The following is a 21359-nucleotide window of genomic DNA, read 5'->3' as shown; positions in this document are numbered from 1 at the left end:
CCTTCGTGCTCATCAACGCAGCGATCTGCAACTTCGAGAACAACGGCGGTGGCGACCGCGACCTGTGGCAGCGCATGCACGACCGCCTGGCCTCGCTCAACCTGCATCTGCTCCTGCGGCAGGAGATGTGGAACGCACAGGACAACGGCAACGAGCTCGCGGACGCGGCCGAAGCCGTGCTGGGCATGCCCGGTTTCATCGGCCGCGAGTGCTGCACCGCCGTCTACCACGACCCGAAACTCTTCACCTCGGTCGACGAGTACCCGAAAACCGGCCCCGTGTGGGCACTCCCACCGACCGTGTGCAGCTTCCAGCTCGCCGGAACGACCCCCAACGCCGCCCCGCTGATCGTGGGCTCCTACCACCTCAACTACTGCTCCCCCACGTCGCGCCTGGCGGAGGCCGAGTGGCTGACCAAGTGGAACGACAAGTGGGTGAAGGACGGCGACCGCTACGTCCACTACCCCGCGCTGCTCGGCGGCGACAACAACAGCTACCCCGTCGTCGGAACCCCGGGAGACCCGGCCCTGCCCGTCCTGGAGGAGATCCAGGATGAGCCCCACCGGGCGCATCGCTCCTACCTCGGGGCGGACGGCGTTCGCTGGATGGACGACCGGCCGGACGACACCCTGCGCGCCGCCGGCCTCCAGGACGTCGCCCGCCACCTCGTGGCGACCACGGGTGACACCAGCGCGGTCGCGCCCACGGTCGACGTCTGCGACACCCACGGCCCGGACGCGCGCATCGACCGGATGTACGCCAGCAAGCAGCTCTTGCCCGCCGTCCGCGAGGTCGAGGTCGTCGACATGAAGGGCCTCTCCGACCACCACACGGTCGTGGTGCGCCTGGACCGGGACACCCTCACCGAGATCCTCAACTACCCGCTTACCCGGGCGGCGTGACCGATTTCTACGATGCGAGGCCCGCGCCTTCCATGCCCCGCTTCCCGCTGGCGCCCATCGCCGCTCCGCTCTGCCGCCCCTCACCCGAGGAGTGCGCTGAGGACTACGCCTGGTTCTGGGAACGCCTCGCCGACCCGGACCTCCTTGACGGCGCGGTTGGTGTGAAGGTGGACGGCGCCGTACTCCTTGCGGTGCCCGCTGGCGGCAGCCGCCGTGGCGGCTACGTGTCGGTGGGCACTGTGGCCGATGCCGTGCGCGTCTGGGCGGCTCTGCGGGGCCGGCCCGGATTCCCGCGGGTCCGACTTGGCCTGTCGGCCCATCGAGACACCTGCCACACCGTCAACTGGGGGCCGCGCCAGCCCAGGGATGATGCCGAGCGGGGCAGGCACTTCGGGTACGCGCCGTCGGCCATCGACGCCTTCGTCCGCCGCTCGATCCCCGACCGCCCGGCGGCCCAGGTGGGGCACGCCCCGCACCAGGACGACGAGCGGTCCTGGGACCGGGATCCGCTGAAGTCGACGCTCCGCGATCTCGGCGGCTGCCTCACCGTGCTTCTGCTGGGCGTTCTGATCACCCTGCTCGTCTCGGCGGCCAAGGTGCACGCCACCGGCCCCGCCTCTATCTCCCCTCCTCTCTCGACGTGGGCGCCAACTCTCCCGGTTGGCACCACTTCGCCCTCTCCACTGACCTCACGACGATGGGCGGCGCGATGACGAAGCCGGGCTCCGCGAAGGCGGAGCGCAACGAGGTCTTACTCAAGCATCTGGAGACGCTGGACTGGTCCATCAGCGGCTTCGCCCGCCGGATCGCCGCTCGGTGCGAGGCCGTCCACCTGCCCTACACGGTGGTCACGAGCACCGTCTCGCGATGGTGCAAGGGCGCAACCCCCAGCGCCGACCTCGCGGCCGCCGCGTGCCACGTGCTGTCCAAGGCCCTGCACCGGGTAGTGACGCCAGAGAGTCTTGGCTGGCCGTCCGACACCGGCCTGGTCGCGGCGCAGTCGCTGGAGTACCTGGACGTCCCTCACGCTGTGCTGATGCTCTCGAAGCTGTGGGCCCTGGACGCCATGCGCCGGCGCAACGTCGTCAAGAGCGCATTCTCACCAAGCGTCTTCGGCCCCGCCTCGAGGGAGGCACTCGTCATGCCGGCCGACGCCGTAATCGGTGGTCACGGGCAGCACAAGGTGAGCGCGGCGGACATCGACCTCCTTGACGAGCAGACACGGCTGTTCGGCAAGCTCGACTCCCAGCACGGCGGGGGCAAGTTCCGCGGCGCGTTCGCGTCGATGATGGACACACACGCCACGCCGATGTTGAACGGGAGCTTCTCCGCCCGGACCGGGCGCAGGCTGTACGGCAGCGTGGTGGACGCCGTCCTCGCGATGGCCTCGATGGCCTATGACGACCAGCTTCCCGGTCTCGCCCAGCGTTACGACCTTCAGGCGATGCGGCTGGCCCAGGCGATCGGCGACCGCGCCCGCATCACCCGGGTCCACATCCACCAGGCCCGGTTGGCGGCGACGCAGGGAGGCCAGGCGGATGTGCTCGCACACGCGCGTAGCGCTGTGCTGGCGGCCCAGGGAGCCCCTTCTTTGGTCAGGGCCTACGCGTACGTGACCGAGGCCCGGGCGTGGGCGCTGAACGGTCAGGCGGACCAGGTTGTGGCAGCGGTGAAGCGGGCCCGCGAGTTCTTCGACCGCGCCCAGAGCAGTGTCAGCCCAGCCTGGCTTGAGTGGTTCGACCTGCGCGAGCTGGAAGGGCAGGCGGCGTGGGCGTTCGCCGTCGCCGGTCTGGCCGAACATGGCGCTCAGGCGTTGAAGGAGGCATCGGCCCTTCCGTCGGACCGGACGCGCGACACGGTGGAACTCCTGATCACGGAGGCCCAGCTGGCCCGGCTGCGCGGTGACGCCGCCGAGCACACAGCGGCGGCGAGACGGGCCTCCCAGGCGTCGCAGCACCTGATGAGCCGACGGCTCTCCGAGCGCCTGGACCGCTTGAACGCGGGCGAGCCGTTGCGCGACTTCTGAGCGCCACGCTGACGCCGCAGTGCACCCTGGTCATCCACAAGCGGGAGACGGATGCCGTCTCCTACCGACCTGCAGATGTCGCCCAACGGCTGGAGTACCAGTACCCCCAGGCGCCACCACCCGTACCCGCCAGCCAAGCCCACGGCGACGGCTGGGCGTTGAGCAACGCGCAGCAGGCGATAGTGAGAAGGGCTACGCCGAGGGCCGGGATGCTTGCGAAGCCCAGACGGGTCGGGCGGTCGAGAGTCGCCATGTTTCTACTCTGTCAGACTCACTCCGGCTTGAAGAGCTGTTGCGCGCCCCGGAGACCGGGTAGCCGGTAGTCCGTGAGGTAGGAGGGCTTCCACCCAGTGGCGACCGAGAGACCGACGGACCGGTCAGCCCCCGGAAGAGACTGCGGTCGTGGAGGTCGACGAGTCGGCGGGCTCAGCCGCCTCAAGACCAGGCCATCTTGCCGCGGACGTCGCACGGTGCGCGCATTTTGATGACCTCGTCCGCCGGCCGCGTCCCGACGTACAGCCAGCCCAGGAGCTGTTCATCGTCGTCGATGCCGAGGTACTTGCGGACCTGGGGCGCCTGGACGGCGCCGCCTGTGCGCCAGATCGACGCGAAGCCGTGGCTGTGCAGGAGGAGCGACAAGGTGGTGACCATGCCAGTGGTGGCGGCCAGTTGCTCCCACTCGGGGATCTTCGGGTGGTTGGGCATGGGCCGGTGCACGATCGTCAGGAGCAGGGGCGCACGCATGGGCTTGCCAGCGGCGCGGCGGGCTTGTTCCGGTGTGGCGGCGGCTTCTGCGAGCGCGTCGCCGAGCTGGCCCCGCTCGTCGCCGCTTACTGCGACCAGCCGCCAGGGGCGAAGCCGCCCGTGGTCGGGTGCGGTGGCCGCAGCCTGGATGAGGCGCTCCAGATCGGCGGGGCTGGGGGCGGGCTCGGTCAGGCGGGGCGCGCTGCGCCGGGTGAGGACCGCATCCAGGACCGGGTTCGGGGAGCGGGTCATCGGATCGCCATTCGGGCCGGGGCGCGCTCGGGATCGTCATGCGGTGCTGGCGGGGTCATCCGCGGATCGTCACCGGCCACGCGGCGGAGGATCGGGCCGGTTGCCGCGGTGGTGATGACGGTCATGATCACCAAGAGGGTGAACAGAGGCTCGGTGATGACGCCGGTCTGCAGGCCGATACCCAGGACGACGAGTTCGGTCAGGCCGCGGCAGTTCATGAGCGTGCCGACGGCGGCCGACCAGCGCCAGTCGGAGCCGGTGAGCCTGGCGGCGCCGGCAGCGCCGCCCCATTTGCCGACCACGGCGACGGCGAGGATGGCCGCGCCCCAGCCCCACTGTCCGGCGGGCAGGGCGGAGAAGTCGGTGTGCAGGCCGGCGTCGACGAAGAACAGCGGCAGCAGGAGCGGCAGGACGACAGCGCGGATGCGCGCGGCGCTGCGCTCGACGGCCGGCAGGCCGCGTGGGGCGGCGGCGCCGAACAGGAACGCGCCGAAAGCGGGGTGCACGCCGATCTGGTCGGTGGTGTAGGCGCTGAGGCACAGCCCGGCGAAGAGGAGGGCCAGGACGAGTTCGTCGCTGGTGCGACCGGCGCGCTCGAGCAGGGTGCGCAGCAGGGGGCGTATGAGGGTGAGGCCGATGGCGAAGGCGGCAGTGAGGGCGAAGGTGGCCAGGGCTGACAGGGCGGTGCCGGTGCTGGCCAGGGCGATGGCGGCGGTGAGCAGACACCAGGCGAGGGCGTCGTCGGTGGCGGCGCAGGCCAGGGCAAAGGTTCCCAGGGGCGTGGTCTCCAGGCCGCGGTCGGCGAGGATCCGTGCGAGGACCGGGAAGGCGGTGATGCTCAGGGCGACGGCCACGAACAGGGTGAACGGCAGCCGCCCGACGCCGTCTGGGGCGAAGTGCGGGTAGAGGGCGGCGGCCAGTGCGGCGCCGAGGGCCATGGGGAGCAGGAGCCCGGTCAGGCTGACCGCAGCGACAGCGCTGCGGGTGCTGCGCAGGCTGCGCAGGTCGAGTTCCAGTCCGATCAGGAACAGGAACGCCAGGAGGCCGAGGGTGCCCAGGGTGGAGGTGACGGGGAGAACCGAGGGCGGCAGGAGGTACTGCTGGACGGTGGGTGCGAGCCAGCCGAGCAGCGAGGGACCGAGGAGGATTCCGGCCAGGATCTCGCCGATGACCGGCGGCTGTCCGAGCAGCCTGACAGCCCGCCCGCCGGCCTGGCAGGCGAGGACCACGACCGGGACGGCGAGAAGCACGGGCAACAGCGCGTCGGACACGACAGCTCCAGAAGTCGGGCGAGAGACCGCACGGGCGGCGCGGCGGCCGGGCGGGGCGGGAACCGGGGGTGGATCAGGCGCGGATCAGTGGCAGGGTGGTACAGCGCAGCGAGCCGGGGATTCGCGTGACCTCGCTGTAGTCGATGGCGAGGACCTCGAGTCCGCGTGCGGCGAGCTGCCCCGCGATGCGGTCGCTGCCGGCGATGACGATCACGGTGTCCGGAGCGATCGCCAGGACGTTGGCCTGGACGGCGCGCGCTTCTGCGTCGGTGACGTCTACAAGGTCGAAGTGCTTCTCGAAAAAGCGCTGTTCGGCGTGCGGGAAGACGTCGCGGTGAATGAGAGCGGTGCCGGGCGCGACGATGGTGAAGTGGTCGTCCAGATGGACGATGCCGCGGGTGGCGAAGCGGACCGGGCGGACCTCGCGGTCGACGCCGTGGTGGGACAGCGCCTGCTGCAGTGCCGCCACACCCGCGGGGGACGTCTCTTCGCCGAGGCCGACGAGGACAGTTCCGGTGTGCAGAGCGACGTCTCCGCCCTCGATGGTGCCCTCGTCCAGGCGGGCGACGTGCGGGGCGCCGGTCAGCAGCGGGGCGAGGGCGTCGGCCTCGGGGCGGCGGTGCGTGGCGTTCAGGCGCGCCACGACCAGGAGGTGGTCAATGACGAAGGCGATGTCGCGGGGGTAGTGCTGGACCGGGCAGCCCGGCGCGGCGCCGAGGAGGGTCACCTCGGTGCCCCGGCTTCGGAGGAGGTCGATCAGGGTGTCCTGCTGGGTACGGACGGTGGCCGGGTCGTACGGCTGCCAGGAGCTGGTGGTCTTCTGGCGGGTCAGGACGGGGTGGACGTCGGGACCGTCGAGGTCGGGGGTGACGTCGCTCGCGTAGCGCATGGCGACGTGGCGCAGGGCGCCGTACTCGCTGGTGGCGTGAGGGGTGAGCACGATGGGTCTCCTGGGCGGGGTGCGGGACGGGCCGTCGGAGGTGAGCCGGACGGGGCGCAGACGGTCCCAGGAGGGTGCGGTCCGGGGGCCGGCAGGGTCAGGGCTGCTGGCCCCCGGAGGTCTCGCGGGTGTCAGCCGACGGGGCTCTTCTTCTGGGTGTCGGGGACCTGGTCCAGCCAGTGCACGGCGTCGCCGCGGAAGGACTGGTTGACGGGCACGAGGTCGTCCCCGGTGGTGTCGTCCAGGGCGGTGACGACGATGCCGAGCTCGGGGACGTCGCTGTCGATCGCCGCGAGGCGGCTGCCGCAGTTCGGGCAGAAGCCGCGCTGAGCCTCGCCCTCGAACGTGCTGTACCAGGTCGGCTCGACGCCGCCTGTCCAGGTGACGTTCTCGGGAGCGAAGCCGACCCACCACATCATCGGTCCGCCGCCGAGCTTCTTGCAGTGCGGGCAGCTGCAGGTGTGCGGATAGACGGCCTCGCCCTTGACGGTGAAGCGGATCTTTCCGCACAGGCATCCGCCGGATCGCTCCTGGGCGGCGGCGACGATGTCGGGGGTGGCGTTCATCAGTTCATCTCCGAGGCGCGGTGGGCCAGTTGAGCCCACCAGTGTGTCATCCCCTCCGTGATCGTCAGCCAGCCGTCGAGGGCCTGGGGCAGGTCGATGTGGAAGGTTTCACTCTCCTTGATGAACCTCGCCAGGCCCTCGATGTGGGCGGCCTCGACGCTCATGCCGCCGACCTGGGCGGCCTCGTGCTCGTCGTCGAGGTGGAGTTCGTAGTAGTAGTGCAGGGCCTTGAGCTCGCTGCCGCTGCGGCCGATGGTCAGCTCGCCGTAGCGGTTGGTGATGTCGCGCAGGATCTCGGTCTCGGCGATCGCCACGGCCTCGGTGGCGTAGTAGGCGCCCGCGATGTGGCTGGGCATGTGCGAGCCGACCATCCACTGGTGGAGGTTGACCAGCGTCTCGGTCTCGGGGGCGGGCACGTGGCCGTTGACGAGCAGGCCGAGGTCGGAGAGGAGCGCGTTGGTGTAGAGGACGTAGTGCGCGGGCACCTTGCCGCGCTCGCCCCCCTCCTCCAGGTGGTTGCGGCGCAGCTCGTGGGCGAGCTCAGGGCAGTAGCCCTCCACGGCGGTGGCGGCCGCCTTGAGGTACTGGGCGTTGTAGCGGGCGAACACCGAAAGTTCCTCGATGTACATCCGGGCCTGGCGCTCGTTGAGGTCGGCGGCACCCACCATCTCGGCGATCCGCGCGTACGCCCAGTCGACCAGCGGGGCCAGGTGCGCGGTGACCAGGGCGGTGCCGGAGGTGAAGTTGCCCAGCAGGGTGCCGTTGACGGCGCTCTGCGTCTCGGGGTGGGCCTTCAGGTAGGCCTGGACGAGGCTGTTGTCGGGTGTCATGCGTCGGCGTCCTTGAGGTCGGAGGGGCGGGGGGTCAGGTGCAGGCCGCCGGTGGCTCCCAGGGCGCGGACGGCCGTCAGGAGTTCGGCGTTGTCGGGCAGGACGAGGGTGTCGCCGCGGTTGAGGGCGGTGACGGTGTCCCGGTCCAGGCCCGCGCCGTCGAGAGCGATCCCCGGCTGGTGGCCGCGCAGCAGGACCTGGTGGGAGTCGCCGTCGTCGTCGAGCAGGGTGGTCACCTGGTAGGGGGCGATCACGCGGATGCTGGCGCCCGGCGTGACCTGCTCGGGGTCGAAGGCGTCCGCGGCTTCCTGGCGGGAGAGGTCGCCCTCGACGAGTTCCCAGCCGCCGTTGCTCAGCAGGGTGGCCCACCGCTGCTCGGCGTGCCGGCGGGCGGCGCCGCGGACGCGGTCGGCGGCGACGGTCAGCAGTTCGCGGCCGACGCCGGCCAGCCGGTCGGCGACGGCGCCGGGCCCGGCGGCCGTGTCCGCCATCGCGGAGGGCTCGTTGAGCGGGTCGTCGGGCCCGTCACCGGCCAGGTCGGCGAGGACGTCCGGGATGATGCGGCTCTGCAGGATCTGCGCGTACGGGTAGGTGTACAGCGGCATGGCCACCGAGACGGAGAAGGTGTCCTGGGTGCCGACGTGGAAGACCCGGCGGGGCAGGAAGAGGGCGTCGCCCGGCTCCAGCAGGAAGTGCTCGGCTTCCTCCAGCAGCGCGCGGTAGTCGCCGTAGGTGGGCTCCTTGCCGCCGGTGAGCTTCTCGTACTGCTCGGCGGGCCAGCAGTAGAAGTTCTTGGCGTTGGGGCCGAGGTGGACGAGGAAGGCGTCCTCGTAGCCCTCGTGGATCCCGAAGGCGGTGCCCGCGTAGTTCCCGGCGAAGGCGACCTGTTCGGCGCCGCCCAGCGGCAGGCCCCACCCGTCGATGAGGGTCTTGAGGAAGGTGCCGAGGCCGGCGGCGAGGGCGGGGCTGACGGTCTCCAGGTTGTTGATGACCAGGGAGAACCGCTCGGCGGCGGCGAGGTTCTGCATCCACGGCACGAAGGCGTCCACGCCTCCGTCCCAGGACGGGGCGGTCAGCGCCTGGGGCAGGAGGTCGTCGCGGCGGTCCTCGCCGACGTAGACGCGGGCGTGCGCCTTGATGTCGGTGCCGGCGGCGTGGGCCCGGCGGATGGCCTCGAACCCTGCCAGGACGTCGTCGGGGCCGGCCGCCGTGGCGGGGATGATGCCCTTGAACAGGAAGGGCGTGGTCCGTCCGGTGGTGTGGTCGGGGAAGGTGCTGGTCCAGAGGGTCTGGTCGGGCGGCCAGGGGTAGGCGGTGTCCATCAAGGATCTCCTGACGTCGGGGCGGAGTGCCGTGTTCGGGGGCGCCGGGCTTAGCTGAGGTAGTCCTCGGGGCCGCCGCGGCGGACGGTGTCGAGGGTGAAGCAGTGGAAGCCGCCGCCGAACAGCCGCCGGTGGCGGTGGCGGACCGGGACGACGGTGAACCCCCGGCGCTCCAGGACCTCGATCAGCTCGGGGTACAGGGAGTTGACGACGACGGTGTTCTCGTCGATGGACAGCAGGTTGATGTCCATGTACCGGCTGCCGATGGGGATGACGAAGCCGAGGTCGCTGTAGTCCGGGAAGTTGCTGTCGTCGGTGTCGGGGGCGTAGATCACGTCCCAGGACTGCATGGCCTTGGGCAGGTACTTCAGGTAGGCCGGGGAGCGCAGCAGCATCAGGCCGGGGCGCAGCGGGACCAGGACGCTGTCGATGTGGTTGTCGGCCATGGCGTCCAGGCGGTGGAACCGCAGGTCGCGGATGTTGTCCCTTAGCCAGCGCAGGGCGAGTTCGTGGTTGTGGTTGGCGACGTTGACAAGGACGTCGCGGCCCAGGCGCATGCACTGCGCGCCGTCGAAGACCATCTCCAGGCCCAGGCCCTCGATCGCGCCGGCGCTCTCGCCGTCGGTGGCGCGGCGGACGTCCAGGTTCTGGCGGGTGAAGTAGGCGGTGTCCAGGGAGTCGCGGGCCAGGGCCGGGCGCGGCATGCTCAGCCAGTTCGCCCCGTCCTGGTAGTAGCGGTAGAAGGCGGGCTTGAGCAGGTCGTTCTCGAAGATGCGGGCGCGGACGTGGGGCGCGGTCTCCACGATGGTGTTGCCGAGGATGATGGTCTGGTCGCGGACGTTGAGCGGCGGGGTGGCCCTGGCGTCCCAGTGCGGGGAGCGGATGTCGATGTCCTTGCCGGGCGCGGCGGGCCGCAGGACCTTCACCCCGCATCCGGTCAGGGCCTCGGCCAGGCCGGCGATGTCCTCGTTGAGCTCGTCGACCAGCTGGGTGGGGATCGGGAGGAGATCCTCCCCCGACGGGCTGGTGTGCTGACCGAGGACGGGGGCGACGTTGTCGTAGAAGAACAGCCGCCACGAGGTGTCGGTGTGGTGGGCGTCGTAGTGCTCGGCGCGGCCGAGGAGGACTTCGTCGAGCCGGGTGAACTCGTCGAAGCTGTTCAGGGCCGGCGGCGAGGTGGGCGCGGGCTGTGGCATGGTGGGCCGCCTCCTCGGCGGCGGGCGACGGCGCGCCCTCGCCTGCGGCGCGCGGGTGCGAGGCCGGGGTGGGCGGTGCCGTACGGGGTTCGAGGTCGGGCGAGGACGAGGTCAGGCGGCTGAGGCGTGCCGGGGCGGGGTGCAGGCGGTGCCGGGGGCAGCGGCGAGCCGGGTGATGATGTCCTCGATCACGCACGGCTGGTCCGGGGTGGCGCGGCGCCTGAAGAAGTAGCCGGAGCACCAGGGAACTTCGCCGAAGCGCGGCAGGTGCTGCGCGGCAAGGGCGCGGGCCTCGGGCAGGCGCCGCCAGGGGATCTGCGGGCACCAGTGGTGGATGGGGTGGAACATGTCGTCCAGATGGCCGCCGAGCAGGTGCCGGGTGAGCCAGTGGGAGGTCCAGCCCCGGGTCTGCAGGAGGACATCATCGTTCTCGATCAGCCCGGCGTGGTTGCCGAGATCGGTGATCCAGGTGACGACGGGCCGTACCAGGACGAGGGGGAGCAGCCAGTAGAGCAGAAGGTAGAGCACGCCGCCCACGGGCCACAGCGCGGCGACGACGCTGGCCCACAGCACGGCCCGGGTGGCCAGGGCCCGCCAGGTCTCCCCCGGCGCGCGGGTGACCAGGGTCTGTACCGCGGTCTTCGGCAGCCGCCACAGGGCGTTGCGCACGATGACCTGTAGGACGAAGGCGCGGCGGCTGGGCGCTCGGCCCGCGGCGCGGATGTTGCCGGCGCGGTAGGACTGGAACATCGGGTCGTCGTCCGAGCCGAGCTTGGCGTGGTGGACGTAGTGGCTGCTGCGGTAGGGCTCGAAGCCTTCGCCGAGCAGGCCGGTCAGGAGGTAGCCGACGATCCGGTTGGCGCGGCGGGTGGCCATGAGCTTGGAGTGCACGCACTCGTGGCCGAGGTTGGACAGGTGGCGCTGGCGCACTCCGATGTAGCAGACGGCGAGCAGAGGGCCGACGACGTGACCGATGAGGTGGCCCGCTATCGCTGCGGCGGCGATCCCCATGAGGTCCCAGACGACGTCCCACAGGCCGATGGTCGGGCGCCCGCAGAGCTTCTCCAGGTCGGCGATGAGCTGCTGCCCGAGGGCCTTGCGCACAGGGCCGGAGGCTCCGGTGCCGTTGCGGGTCCTGCCGGCGGCGGGGCTGCCCATCAGTTCTCCAGTCGACGTGGTGCGGATGAAAGGAGGCCGGGCTCCGGCACGCCCCCCGAGGGGCAGGCAGCACGGGCAACCTGCCGTTGGGCAGGCGCGCCGGAGCACGACGAAGGGGTGGATCAGCCGCGTGTCAGGCGGCGACGAGGGCGCTGTCCGGCCGCATGCCGGCCTTCAGCGCGGCGGCGTCGGGGCGCATCCCGAGCTTCAGGTCCGCGGCGTCCGGCCGCATGCCGGCCTTCAGCGCGGCGGCGTCGGGGCGCATCCCGAGCTTCAGGTCCGCGGCGTCCGGCCGCATGCCGGCCTTCAGCACGGTGGCGTCGGGGCGCATCCCGAGCTTCAGGTCCGCGGCGTCCGGCCGCATGCCGGCCTTCAGGCCGATGTCCGGGGTCATTCCAGCGGAAGCGGTCATCGAGTTCTCCCTGCTCGGTCGCGGGTGATCCGCGAGTCCGGGTGATCGGGTTATGGAACTGCCGGGCCGCCGGTCGGGTGAGGTGCTGAACCGTCGGCTCGGCACGCCGTGGTGTGGGCGCACGCCAGTGGAGGGGTCGCGCCGGAGCACGTCTCCTCCACCTGTGGAGGAGCGCTGCGTGGCGGTCACGCCGGGCGCTTGGCCAGTCACGCTAGGACTCGACCGAGGAGCGTCGCAACGGCTCTGGCCGTTGCGTCGGTTGCACGGGACCGTTGCGTCACCGTTGCGCGCACACCCCGGTTGACCTGCGAGAACACTGAACTCTGTCCCTGGACGGGCCTCTTTTTGGGCCCGTTGGACGCGGGAGGGCAGGCGGGAGGGCTTCTGCTGCTCGTGCGGGCGCGGCTACTTTGTGGCCCCGCCGAGGACCCGAACGACAGCTCGCTGTGGGGCCCGGCTTCCCGCGAACTCCGCCCGAAACCAACGGTCTTGAGGAGTACCCGTGCTCAACCCAGTCGTCATGAGGTCCGACCTGCTGTTCAGCCTGCGGGACACCCTCCGCGCCGAGGCCTTCGTCGAGGTGACCACCCCGACCATGCGCAGAGCCGACCTCGGTCCGGGGCGCCGTCTGCCGGTGGACCACGACGGCGGACGGTTCCTGCGGGCGATGATCGGCCCGGCCCTGCGCGTGAACCTGGAGCACCACCGGCGCATCTTCGAGATCGGTGCGTGCTTCCGGCCCGAGAAGCCCGACGAGCTGCACGCGCCCGAGTTCCAGATGCTCGACCTCTACGCCGCCGGTGAGGACTTCGACTTCCTCCTGACGCTCGCCGAGAGGCTGATCGGCCCGCACCTCCCGTACGCCCTGCAGCGCGTGTCCGTCGCCGGCCACGTCCGCGACCAGTTCGGCATCGACCTGCGCCGCGAGCCCCTCGGGGACCTGCCCGCCCAAATGGCCGCCCACCTGGGCATGAGCGCGGACGTGCCGTTCAAGACAGTGCTCGGGCAGTACGTGGAACGCGAGGTGGAGGTCCAGAGCACCGGCGCCGCGCTGTTCCTGACCGAGTACCCGGTCGGCGGGGACGAGCCGTGCGCCCGACTGGCACCCGGCACGACGGCCGTCCTCAACCGCTTCGAGGTCCTGGTCGACGGCATCGAGGTCGTCCACGGCTACGAGGACGAGCCCGACGGAGCCGCGCTCATCGACCGGGCCCGCGCGGTGGACCTGTACGACGACGAGCAGGCCCTGGCCAGGGAGGCGATCGACTCGGGACGTGTGCCGGCCACCAGCGTCGGACTCGGCATCGGCATCGAGCGGCTGTGCATGGCAGCCTCCGGCGTCAAGGACATCAGCGTCTTCCAGCCCTCGCTCCAGTTCTGACCCCAGGTCACAGTCCGGAAGGAGTAGCGATGGACCTGTCGCTGCGCCCGCTCGACGAGAACGGCTTCGGCGCCATCGTCGACGCCAACCTCGCCATCCACGCCGAGAGCCTCGCGCCCCAGCTGGCGGCGGCCCTGCATCAGCACCGGCTGCTGATTGTGCCCGGCCAGCACCTGACCCACGCCGACCTGCTGACCGTCGCCTCCTGTTTCGGGACGGTGGACACCAGCGTCGACCGCCGGTACGCAGTCGGGGGCTTCCCGGGCCTGACCGTTATCAGCAACATCGTCGAGGACGGCAAGCACATCGGCGTCTACGACGGGGACAACGAGGAGGAGTGGCACGCCGACAACAGCTTCAAGCCCCAGCTCACCTCGGCGACGATGCTCTACTCGGTCATCACCCCTCAACGCGGCGGCGAGACCCGCTTCGCCGACGCGACCCGCGCCTACGCCGGCCTTCCCCCGGCGGTGCAACAGCGGATCGAGGGGATGCGCGCGGTGCACTCCATCGAGCAGCTCGGCGAGCTCCAGAGCCAGGCCAGCGGAGGTCAGTCGTCGATCGCGGCCGGGAGCCTGGCCGCGAGCCCGGAGGTCATCCACCCGCTCGTCCTGACCCACCCCGTAACCGGCGCCCGCTCCCTGCTGCTCGGCTCCATGGTGATCAGCGGCATCACCACGCTCGCCGAGCAGGAGAGCCGCACGCTTCTGGAGGAACTGCTGGAGCACACGACGAGCGCGCCCTACGTCTACAGCCACCGTTGGAAGCAGGGTGACCTGGTCGTGTGGGACAACCTCGCCACCCTCCACACCGCCTCCCCCTGCGACAGCTCCCGCCACCGCCGGCTGCTGTACCGCGCCGCCGTCCGATAGCGAAAGCCCTCGCGTTCACACCGCCGGATGACCTGCGGCGAGAACACGAGGTTGCCCCCGTAGCCGGCCCTAGGGTGTGCCCATGACCGCGAAGGTTCCCCTGAAAGAGACTGCTCTCAACGCCGAGCGCATCGCCCGCATCGGCCGTGAAGTCCGCGCCGTATGCCCCGAGTTCGACGCCGACGCGTTCGTGACGTCGGTGATGGCGGACATTCCCCGGCTCGAGCTGGGCGCCCGGATCGCCCGGACCAGCGAGGGCCTGCACACCTACCTTCCGGTCACCGGCTCCCAGGCCCTCGACGTGCTGCTGCGCTCTCTGCCGCCGACCGCGGAAGCGGCCGGCGTGCCGAACGACTTCGGCCTGCACACCTACTCGCCCCACTCCCATTTCGTGGCGCGCTACCTTCGCACCGGCGAGTACCTGGACCAGGCCCTGGCCGCTCTCGCGCGCCTCACCCGGTACTTCTCGGCAGAGGTCGCCGCGCGGCACTTCCTCAACGACTTTCCCGAGGAGACGATGAAGGCGGTCGACACCTGGGCCCGCGACGAGGACTACCGGACCCGCCGGCTCGCAAGCGAAGCCACCCGTCCGCTGCTGCCCTGCGCCCCGCGCATCTCCCTGCCGGCTGACGCGGCACTGCCCGTACTCGAACAGCTCTACAGCGACTCCAGCACCTACGTCCGCACGTCGGTCGCCAACCACCTCCACGACCTGTCCGATACGCAGCCGGACCTGGTGCTTACCACCCTTCAGCGCTGGAAAGACTCCGGTCGCACTGCCGACAAGCACTTCGCCTTCATCGCCCGGCAGGCCCTGCGGAGCAGGCTGAAGAAGGGCTGGCCGGCTGCGTACGCCTTCCTCGGCTACGCCCACGACGCACCGATCGACCTGTCGCCCCTCACTCTGGAGCGCACCGAGCTCGCCGACGGCGACACGCTCAGCTTCTCCGCCACGCTGACCACCACGGCGGCCGCCCCCGTGCACGTGATGTTCGTGGTCTCGTCAACGACACCGACCGGCAAGCCGCGCGAGAAGGTGTACCTCCTGCTGCGTGCCACCGCCGAGCCCCACAGCGAACTCCAGCTCACGAAGGACCACGTGCTGCGGTCGACGGCCACCGCGAAGCTGACACCCGGCGCCTACTCGATCGCCCTCCAGGTCAACGGGCGCCGATTCCCCGCGGCCGCCTTCACCGTCCTCACTCCCTGACCACTCCCCTCCCCGGCCCGGCCGACCCAGACCCTCCCTGCTCAAGGCAGCGCCCTCCGCGCCGCTGCCACCCCAGCCATGCGCGCACGACGACCGCACGCCCGGCAAGAACGCGGATGGCGAAGAGAACTAGCCGGCCTAACTACCCGGCGCCCCTCGCCTGCGTTCGCCGGCCCTGGAAGACGTCTGCATGATCCAACTACGCGAAAGTGATACCAGCCGTATGACTGACTCGCCACTCCTCTTACCGGCGGACCGGCAGCTGCGTGTGGGCAGCTACAACCTCCTCAACGGCGGCCAGGAGCGCTGGACGGACCAGGTCGGCCTGCTGGGCGGCCTGAACCTGGACGTGCTGAACCTCCAGGAGGCCAAGCACTGGGACCAGAAGGACTCCGAACGCGTATACGCAACCGCGGAACGGCTGGGGATGCAGCCGCTGCTCGCACGGTCGCGCAGTCACGGATGCCACCTCGTCACGTACTACCGGTGGCCGCGGGTGCCGTGTCTGGGGTTCTCCCCCGACGGTGCGTGCGGCAACTTCCACCACACCGTCCTGCGAGCCCGGTTGCGCATCACCGGGGTCCGGGAGCCGGTCCTGCTCCTTCACACCCACCTTGACCCGTTCAGCCCTCAGGACCGGCTGGCAGAAGTCCAGTGGCTGACCGAGCACGCCGGCGCACGCACCCTGCTGGCCGGAGATCTCAACACCCCCGGCGCCGACGACGAAGAGCCGGAGGACTGGGATCTGATCCCGGCGCACCAGCACTCCGGGCACCGCCTCATGCTGCCCGACGGCTCATACGGCGGCACAGACCGCCGGGCGATCCGCGCGCTCATGCACGCCGGCTTCGTCGACCCGCCCGTCCACCTCGATCAGCCCATCCCACGCACCGCGGGCCACCTGTGTCCGGAGCAGAAGTGGGACCACCGAGCCGACCATGTCCTGCTCTCCCCCACGCTCGCCCCGGCGCTGCACTCCTACGAGGTACTCGACGACACCGTCACCCAGCAGCTGAGCAATCACCTCCCGGTCATCGTCACCCTCGACATCTCCCGCATGTGACCCCGCCGGGTGAACCGGCCGAACATCCGCTGTCCTGCCGGACCTCTCGACGTACGGGCCCCGACACGAACCTCGGCGTTTCGGCCAACTGCATGAAGCATCTGCACCCGTAGACCCCAAGGGTCGGTGCATCCCGCAGCCTCCGCCGCGCGCTCAATTCCGGGGTTCCCAGCTCGACTGAAACACAGGTGTTCGAAATCCATGTCGGGTCGTTGAGCTTCACGACCCAGCCGCAGCGACCGTCAGGGGGCCACGTTGACCTCGGCCAGCACACAGGATCAGCCGGATACCGGCGCACCAGAGGCGGGTGCTCCGGACGAGACGAGCAGAGCCCAGGACGAGGAGTTCCTGTACCGGGACGAATCGAGGCATCAGGCTGGGGCGCAACTGACTACCGGCACCATGGCGCGACGGCTGCCGGCACTGGTTCTGCGGTCACTGAAGATGGCCTGGCAGGTGGACCGGGGTGCCACGGCCGGACTGCTCGCGTGCCAGATCGGCACCGGCGTGCTTGCCGCGCTGGGGCTGCTCGCCGTCACTGGGTCGATCACCGCGCTGATCTCGTCGGGCGACATCACCGAACGCCTGTGGGAGGCGGCGCCCCAGCTGGCGGTCGTCGCCGCGGCCACCGGGCTGCGGGCGCTGCTGGGGATCACGGTGACGTGGCTGACCGGGCGGCTGCGGCCGGTGCTGGCCCGGGCGGCGGAGCTGACGATGATCGAGGCCGCGCTCGGCGCGGAGTTGGCGGCGAACAACAAGCCCGGCTACAACGACTTCTACGACATCGCCGACCGCGGCGCCCAGGTCACTCCGGACCTGGTGGACGAGGCGCAGGACGTGTTGGCGGCCACGGCTACGCTCGCCGCCGGTGCGACCGTTCTCGCCGTGCTGCACCCCGTGCTCCTTCCTCTGCTCCTCCTGGCCTGCCTGCCACAGGCCGCCGCGTACGTACGGGCCGCCCGGGTGGTGTACCTGGCGGGCCTGGAGACCTCTGGACGCCGCCGCATGCTGCACAAGCTGCGCTGGCACATGGCGTACATGGAGTCCAGCGAGGAGATGCGAGCCTGCCTGGCCGGGCCCTTCCTCACCGCCCGGTACCGGCGCCTTGCCGCCTCGGTCAACGCCGCGGAGCGCAAGGCCGCGAACACCGGCGCGTGGATGGGACTGGCCGGTGCGGTTGCCGGTGGAGTGGCGGCGACCGCAGTGTGGGCAGCGCTGCTGTGGCTCCTCGCCTCCGGGCGCATGAGCCTCGCGGCAGGAGGCGGGGCGGTCTTCGCACTGCAGACGGCGACCGGTTCCGTGCGCGGCATCATCAACGGCGGGGCCCGACTGGTGCGCACCGGCTGGTACGTGCAGGACTGGCAGAACTTCCTCGACAACGCCCACGGGCAGGCCATGACCGCTTCCCGCGGTACCAAGACGCTGTCCACTCCGCCGGAGCGGTTCGAGGTCCGCAACGTCACCTACCGGTACGACGGCGCCCCGAAGGACAGTCTCAGCGGCGTCTCCCTCCAGGTGCGGCGCGGGGAGATCATTGCGCTGGTCGGTGAGAACGGGTCGGGCAAGTCGACCCTGTCGCGGCTGATCTGCGGTCTGCTGCTGCCCACGGCAGGCGAGGTGGCCTGGGACCACGCGGCTACGACCGAGATGGACCCGTGGGAGGCGTGGAAGCATGTCGCCCTGGTGCCGCAGAAGTACACCTACCTGCCCTTGAGCATGCGGGACAACATCACGTTCGGGCAGGGGGACACCACAGACGCCGCGGTGCTCGCCGCGTGCGAGGCCTCCGGGGCGACGGACATGCTGCCCCATCTGCGGTCCGGTCTGGACACCCTGCTGACGTCCGAGTGGTTCGGCGGCCAGCAGCTGTCCGGAGGCCAGTGGCAGCGCGTCGTGCTCACCAGGGCATTTCACCGGCAGGCGGCTCTGCTGGTCATGGACGAGCCCACCGCTGCGCTCGACGCGCGAGCCGAGCACCGCATCTTCACCGGGCTGCGCGACCTGGCCAAGGACCGGGCGATCCTGCTGATCACCCACCGGCTCGCCAACGTCGCCATCGCGGACAAGATCATCGTTCTCGACCAGGGACGCATCGTCCAGGAAGGCTCCTACGAAGAACTCACCCGCGAGCCGGGGCTGTTCCGCTCCCTGTGGGAACTGCAGCAGCGCACCACCGGCGAGGCAGCATGATCCCCGACCCCCCTCAGTCCCACTCCGCGCACTCACCAGTCGGCAGCGCCTGGCCGGCGGACTTCACCGCGCACCGGATCGGCGCCGGCTGCCCGATGTGCCGAAACGACTTCGACGCCGACGACATCGGCTGGGGCCTGCTCGTACGGCGCGGTGAGGTCAGCAACGCCTACCTGTGGCGCAGCGGCCAGGTCCGCGGGTATGCCGTCGTGATCTACACCGGCCGTCATGTCGCCGAGCCCACCGAGCTGGACGAGGGAGAGGCGGCCGCGTTCTGGCGCGACGTCCTCGCCCTGGGCCGCGCGGTGGAGGCGCTCTACGAGCCGCTGAAGATGAACTACCTGCTGCTGGGGAACCAGATCCCGCACGCCCACTGGCACTGCGTTCCCCGGCGGGAAGCCGGAACGGACCCGGCTCCGGGCGGCCCGCTGCCCTTCGACGTGCTCGATCGCGGACGGCAGGACGAGGAGCAGCTGCAGGCGGATGCCCGAGCACTGCGCCAGCTGCTGCCTCCCTCCGGCCGGCCGGGGGTTCGGCGATGAACGGCGCAGAGTCGGACGTGATGGTCGTGGCAGGGATCCTGACGCTGTTCTACCGGATCGTCCCAACCGCGGTCGGCGAAGGTCCCGCGGGGACCGCCACCCGCAACTACGTGGCCCGGGACAGCGACGGAGCCCGGTGGTTCGTGAAGGCCTACCCGGCCGGCACCGATCTGGACGCGGAGCGCCGGGCGCTCGAGCTCGGCGAGTTCGCGCGGCTCGGCCGGATCCCGGTGCCGGTAGTGCGCAAGACCCTGGAAGGTGACCTCATCGCGGCCGCCGACGGCATGGCGGTGTCGGTCGCGGCGTACGTCGAGGACACGGAGACAGCAGAGGGCGGCCTGTCCGGCGACCGGTGGGCCGCGGTGGGCGAGACCGTCGGACGCCTTCACCGGACCCTGGCCCGGCACCCGGCCGGACCTCCGCGCCGCGTGCCCGCCCGGGAAGTCTGCGACATGAAACGGGCCCGGCAGCGCCTTGACCGGCTGCTCGCCCTCTTCGCCAAGAGGCCGCCCACCTCGGGATTTCCCGCCTGGGCACGGGAGACCGCCGCCCGGCGGCTCGACGCGCTGCCTGCCGTGGCCGCCATGGTCAAAGGACTGCCGACGACGTTGACGGTGCAGACCGTCCACGGCGACCTGGCCTCGCCCAACCTGCTCCTGCGCGGACAGCAGGTGGCGGCATTGATCGACTTCCGGCCGCCCGGTCACCGCAGCCCCGCCTGGGAGCTCGGGCGGATCGTCCTGGACCCACGCACGGTTCTTGCAGAGCCGCAGTGGCCCACCGGCCTCGCCGAAGCTGTCGCTGCCTACCGGGCAGCCAACCCAGCGCTGCCGGCCGAAGAACTCCTCGCCGTGCCCCGCCTTGCCGCCGGATACCTGGCCTGCTCGGTGTATCCCCTGTCCGAGGCCGTCGACGACCCGGCCGCCGTCACCCCCGAACTCGAAGCGTACGGGCGCAACCGGCAGGCGGCCATGGCCGAGCTGTGCGAGCGCCTGCCGGAAGCCGAGGAGGTGCTCCATGACCTCCTCCACTGACCCCTCCTCCTCTCCCGGCACCCGGCCGTCGTTGTGGCGGCACCGCAACTTCCGCCGCTACCTGACCGGGCAGGCAGCCAGCGTGACCGGCAGCTCGATCAGCAGCATGGTGATCCCCGTACTGGCGGTCCTCGACCTGGACGCCACCACCGCCGAAGTCGCCTGGCTGACGTTCCTGGGCCAACTGCCGCCCGCACTGCTGGCCTTGCACGCCGGGGCCCTCGCCGACCGCCACTCCAAACGGAAGCAGATGATCACCGGCGACCTGGTCAGCGCCGCCGCGCTGGCCAGCGTGCCAGTGGCGGCCGCGCTGGACCGGCTGTCCCTGACCCAGCTGATGGTGGTCGCGGCCGTGCAAGGCGCGGCGGGGGTGCTGCACGATGCCGCCGCGATCAGTCTCCTGCCCAGCCTGGTCGACCGGTCCCTGCTCCAGCGGAGCAACAGCCGCATCGGCAGCCTCTTCGCCGTCGCCGCCACCGCGGGCAGCAACCTCGGCGCCGCCCTGACCGCGCTCCTCGGCCCGGCCCGGGCGCTTCTCGGGGACGTCCTGTCCTACCTCATCAGCGCCTGGTGCACCGCCCGCATCCAGGCCCCCGAAAGCCCCCGGCCGGCAGCGGAAGGCCGCCGGCTGCACACCGAGATCGGTGAGGGCCTGCGCTACGTGAACGGCGACCACCGGCTGCGCACCCTGACCCTCGTCAACGCGACGACGTCGTTCGCCCTGGCGCTCCTCAATACCTTGTGGGCGCTGTACCTGCTCCGGTCCCTCGCCATGGGCGCGACCGCCTTCGGCGTGGTCCTGGGCATCGGAGCCCTGGGCGCGGCGGCCGGCGCTCTGGCCGCCCCCTCGCTCGCGGCGCGGTACGGGCCCGGGCCGATGATGCTCGCCGCCCTCGCGATCACCCCGCTCACCCAGATCCCGCTGCTCCTCGCCTCCCCGGGCCTGGTCTGGCAGTTCACCATCGGTGGTGCGCTGTTTCTTCAGCTGACCTGTGCCGCGGCCGCGGGGACGACCCAGCGCACCATTCGCCAGGTCGTCACCGCCGACGGCATGCAGGCCCGGATGCAGGCCGTGAGTACCTGGCTCACCTCCGGTGCACGGCCCGTAGCCGCGCTCCTCGCTGGCGGGCTCGGCACCTGGATCGGCGTGCGCCCCACCCTGGTCGCCGGCGCCTGCCTCCTCCTCGTCCCCCTCGTGGTCCTCTACCGCTCCCCGCTGCGCAGTCTGCTGGACATGCCCAGCTCGCCCGACGTGGCTTCCCCTTCAGCCGAGGCCGTCACACCTCCGACGCCGTCGGGGCCGACCGTCCCCCATCCCGCAGTCGCCGTGGATGTGCGGCACGACCGCTCCTTGGAAGGTGGCCCGTGAGCATCCACCTGCACACGCACCCCGGCCCGGAGCCGTCATCGGCGGACCCGCCGCCAGGCACGCCTCTCCCTCCCAGCCC

20 protein-coding genes are annotated in these 21359 nt (G+C 71.0%); 11 read left to right on the top strand and 9 right to left on the bottom strand.

Annotation, left to right across the window (positions count from 1 at the left end; translation table 11 throughout):
• Window positions 1-5 precede the first annotated feature (5 nt).
• Genes IG90_RS0105715 through IG90_RS0105705 form a run of 3 tightly spaced genes read left to right on the top strand, consistent with a single transcriptional unit; the run spans window position 6 to window position 2928 of the window.
• Window positions 6-902 (top strand): endonuclease/exonuclease/phosphatase family protein, encoded by an 897-nt coding sequence (locus IG90_RS0105715; protein ID WP_030578500.1) that lies wholly within the window; start codon window positions 6-8, stop codon window positions 900-902.
• Entirely contained in the window at window positions 899-1615 is a 717-nt protein-coding gene (locus IG90_RS45155) for a DUF6302 family protein (protein WP_063739472.1), read from the top strand. The genes IG90_RS0105715 and IG90_RS45155 overlap by 4 nt, the downstream gene beginning before the upstream one ends.
• Window positions 1543-2928 carry an NsdA family TPR-like regulatory protein gene (locus IG90_RS0105705; protein WP_233435915.1) on the top strand — a complete coding sequence of 462 codons (1386 nt, stop codon included), beginning with the start codon at window positions 1543-1545 and terminating at the stop codon, window positions 2926-2928. Before IG90_RS45155 ends, IG90_RS0105705 begins: the two co-directional genes overlap by 73 nt.
• A gap of 435 nt (window positions 2929-3363) precedes the next feature.
• Here IG90_RS0105705 and IG90_RS0105700 read toward each other — a convergent pair whose 3' ends face one another.
• The 9 genes from IG90_RS0105700 to IG90_RS0105660 all read right to left on the bottom strand — a co-directional run bounded on the left by IG90_RS0105700 (window position 3364) and on the right by IG90_RS0105660 (window position 11619).
• On the bottom strand, window positions 3364-3924 hold the full coding sequence (locus IG90_RS0105700) for a nitroreductase family protein (protein ID WP_030578494.1): 561 nt from the start codon (window positions 3922-3924) through the stop codon (window positions 3364-3366).
• Complete coding sequence (locus IG90_RS0105695) at window positions 3921-5195, bottom strand: cation:proton antiporter (RefSeq protein WP_030578492.1); 1275 nt, start codon at window positions 5193-5195, stop codon at window positions 3921-3923. The genes IG90_RS0105700 and IG90_RS0105695 overlap by 4 nt, the downstream gene beginning before the upstream one ends.
• Window positions 5196-5268: 73 nt before the next feature.
• On the bottom strand, window positions 5269-6135 hold the full coding sequence (locus tag IG90_RS0105690; protein ID WP_030578490.1) for a dimethylarginine dimethylaminohydrolase family protein: 867 nt from the start codon (window positions 6133-6135) through the stop codon (window positions 5269-5271).
• A 131-nt stretch (window positions 6136-6266) separates the two neighbouring features.
• Window positions 6267-6701, bottom strand: a complete 435-nt coding sequence (locus IG90_RS0105685) for a GFA family protein (protein WP_030578488.1) — start codon at window positions 6699-6701, stop codon at window positions 6267-6269.
• On the bottom strand, window positions 6701-7531 hold the full coding sequence (locus IG90_RS0105680; RefSeq protein WP_030578486.1) for a DUF3865 domain-containing protein: 831 nt from the start codon (window positions 7529-7531) through the stop codon (window positions 6701-6703). The genes IG90_RS0105685 and IG90_RS0105680 overlap by 1 nt, the downstream gene beginning before the upstream one ends.
• On the bottom strand, window positions 7528-8853 hold the full coding sequence (locus tag IG90_RS0105675; RefSeq protein ID WP_030578484.1) for a JmjC domain-containing protein: 1326 nt from the start codon (window positions 8851-8853) through the stop codon (window positions 7528-7530). Before IG90_RS0105675 ends, IG90_RS0105680 begins: the two co-directional genes overlap by 4 nt.
• Before the next feature lie 50 nt (window positions 8854-8903).
• Window positions 8904-10049 carry an inosamine-phosphate amidinotransferase gene (locus IG90_RS0105670; RefSeq protein ID WP_030379259.1) on the bottom strand — a complete coding sequence of 382 codons (1146 nt, stop codon included), beginning with the start codon at window positions 10047-10049 and terminating at the stop codon, window positions 8904-8906.
• A gap of 111 nt (window positions 10050-10160) precedes the next feature.
• On the bottom strand, window positions 10161-11207 hold the full coding sequence (locus IG90_RS0105665) for a fatty acid desaturase family protein (protein WP_030578483.1): 1047 nt from the start codon (window positions 11205-11207) through the stop codon (window positions 10161-10163).
• A gap of 133 nt (window positions 11208-11340) precedes the next feature.
• Window positions 11341-11619 (bottom strand): hypothetical protein, encoded by a 279-nt coding sequence (locus IG90_RS0105660; protein WP_030578480.1) that lies wholly within the window; start codon window positions 11617-11619, stop codon window positions 11341-11343.
• Between the two features lie 502 nt (window positions 11620-12121).
• Between IG90_RS0105660 and IG90_RS0105655 the strand changes: the two genes are divergently transcribed.
• The 8 genes from IG90_RS0105655 to IG90_RS0105620 all read left to right on the top strand — a co-directional run bounded on the left by IG90_RS0105655 (window position 12122) and on the right by IG90_RS0105620 (window position 21280).
• Complete coding sequence (locus IG90_RS0105655) at window positions 12122-13000, top strand: amino acid--tRNA ligase-related protein (RefSeq protein ID WP_030578477.1); 879 nt, start codon at window positions 12122-12124, stop codon at window positions 12998-13000.
• Between the two features lie 29 nt (window positions 13001-13029).
• The gene (locus tag IG90_RS0105650) at window positions 13030-13872 is read left to right on the top strand and encodes a TauD/TfdA dioxygenase family protein (protein WP_030578474.1); all 843 of its coding nucleotides are present in this window, start codon (window positions 13030-13032) and stop codon (window positions 13870-13872) included.
• Between the two features lie 82 nt (window positions 13873-13954).
• Window positions 13955-15082 (top strand): DNA alkylation repair protein, encoded by a 1128-nt coding sequence (locus IG90_RS0105645; protein WP_030578472.1) that lies wholly within the window; start codon window positions 13955-13957, stop codon window positions 15080-15082.
• Between the two features lie 223 nt (window positions 15083-15305).
• Window positions 15306-16145, top strand: coding sequence for an endonuclease/exonuclease/phosphatase (locus IG90_RS0105640; protein ID WP_233435914.1), 840 nt, complete (start codon window positions 15306-15308; stop codon window positions 16143-16145).
• A gap of 255 nt (window positions 16146-16400) precedes the next feature.
• Window positions 16401-18335, top strand: coding sequence for an ATP-binding cassette domain-containing protein (locus IG90_RS0105635; protein WP_030578466.1), 1935 nt, complete (start codon window positions 16401-16403; stop codon window positions 18333-18335).
• Window positions 18332-18877 carry an HIT family protein gene (locus tag IG90_RS0105630; RefSeq protein WP_233435913.1) on the top strand — a complete coding sequence of 182 codons (546 nt, stop codon included), beginning with the start codon at window positions 18332-18334 and terminating at the stop codon, window positions 18875-18877. The genes IG90_RS0105635 and IG90_RS0105630 overlap by 4 nt, the downstream gene beginning before the upstream one ends.
• On the top strand, window positions 18874-19911 hold the full coding sequence (locus tag IG90_RS0105625) for a phosphotransferase enzyme family protein (protein WP_233435912.1): 1038 nt from the start codon (window positions 18874-18876) through the stop codon (window positions 19909-19911). Before IG90_RS0105630 ends, IG90_RS0105625 begins: the two co-directional genes overlap by 4 nt.
• Window positions 19895-21280, top strand: a complete 1386-nt coding sequence (locus tag IG90_RS0105620; RefSeq protein ID WP_030578458.1) for an MFS transporter — start codon at window positions 19895-19897, stop codon at window positions 21278-21280. The genes IG90_RS0105625 and IG90_RS0105620 overlap by 17 nt, the downstream gene beginning before the upstream one ends.
• The last annotated feature ends 79 nt before the right edge of the window (window positions 21281-21359 follow it).

The sequence above is a fragment of the Streptomyces anulatus genome, from assembly GCF_000721175.1.
In the GTDB taxonomy this organism is placed as follows: Bacteria; Actinomycetota; Actinomycetes; order Streptomycetales; family Streptomycetaceae; genus Streptomyces; species Streptomyces anulatus_C.
Note: the sequence above shows the minus strand (reverse complement) of the source record. Positions and strands in the feature narration are given on the sequence as shown.

Bases quoted from the DNA above. Each gene is read 5' to 3' on its own strand.
- IG90_RS0105620 (WP_030578458.1), top strand. From the start codon at position 19,895: ATGACCTCCTCCACTGACCCCTCCTCCTCTCCCGGCACCCGGCCGTCG.
- IG90_RS0105625 (WP_233435912.1), top strand. From the start codon at position 18,874: ATGAACGGCGCAGAGTCGGACGTGATGGTCGTGGCAGGGATCCTGACG.
- IG90_RS0105685 (WP_030578488.1), bottom strand. From the start codon at position 6,701: ATGAACGCCACCCCCGACATCGTCGCCGCCGCCCAGGAGCGATCCGGC.
- IG90_RS0105700 (WP_030578494.1), bottom strand. From the start codon at position 3,924: ATGACCCGCTCCCCGAACCCGGTCCTGGATGCGGTCCTCACCCGGCGC.
- IG90_RS0105675 (WP_030578484.1), bottom strand. From the start codon at position 8,853: ATGGACACCGCCTACCCCTGGCCGCCCGACCAGACCCTCTGGACCAGC.
- IG90_RS0105680 (WP_030578486.1), bottom strand. From the start codon at position 7,531: ATGACACCCGACAACAGCCTCGTCCAGGCCTACCTGAAGGCCCACCCC.
- IG90_RS0105640 (WP_233435914.1), top strand. From the start codon at position 15,306: ATGACTGACTCGCCACTCCTCTTACCGGCGGACCGGCAGCTGCGTGTG.
- IG90_RS0105630 (WP_233435913.1), top strand. From the start codon at position 18,332: ATGATCCCCGACCCCCCTCAGTCCCACTCCGCGCACTCACCAGTCGGC.
- IG90_RS0105665 (WP_030578483.1), bottom strand. From the start codon at position 11,207: ATGGGCAGCCCCGCCGCCGGCAGGACCCGCAACGGCACCGGAGCCTCC.
- IG90_RS0105650 (WP_030578474.1), top strand. From the start codon at position 13,030: ATGGACCTGTCGCTGCGCCCGCTCGACGAGAACGGCTTCGGCGCCATC.
- IG90_RS0105670 (WP_030379259.1), bottom strand. From the start codon at position 10,049: ATGCCACAGCCCGCGCCCACCTCGCCGCCGGCCCTGAACAGCTTCGAC.
- IG90_RS0105660 (WP_030578480.1), bottom strand. From the start codon at position 11,619: ATGACCGCTTCCGCTGGAATGACCCCGGACATCGGCCTGAAGGCCGGC.
- IG90_RS0105645 (WP_030578472.1), top strand. From the start codon at position 13,955: ATGACCGCGAAGGTTCCCCTGAAAGAGACTGCTCTCAACGCCGAGCGC.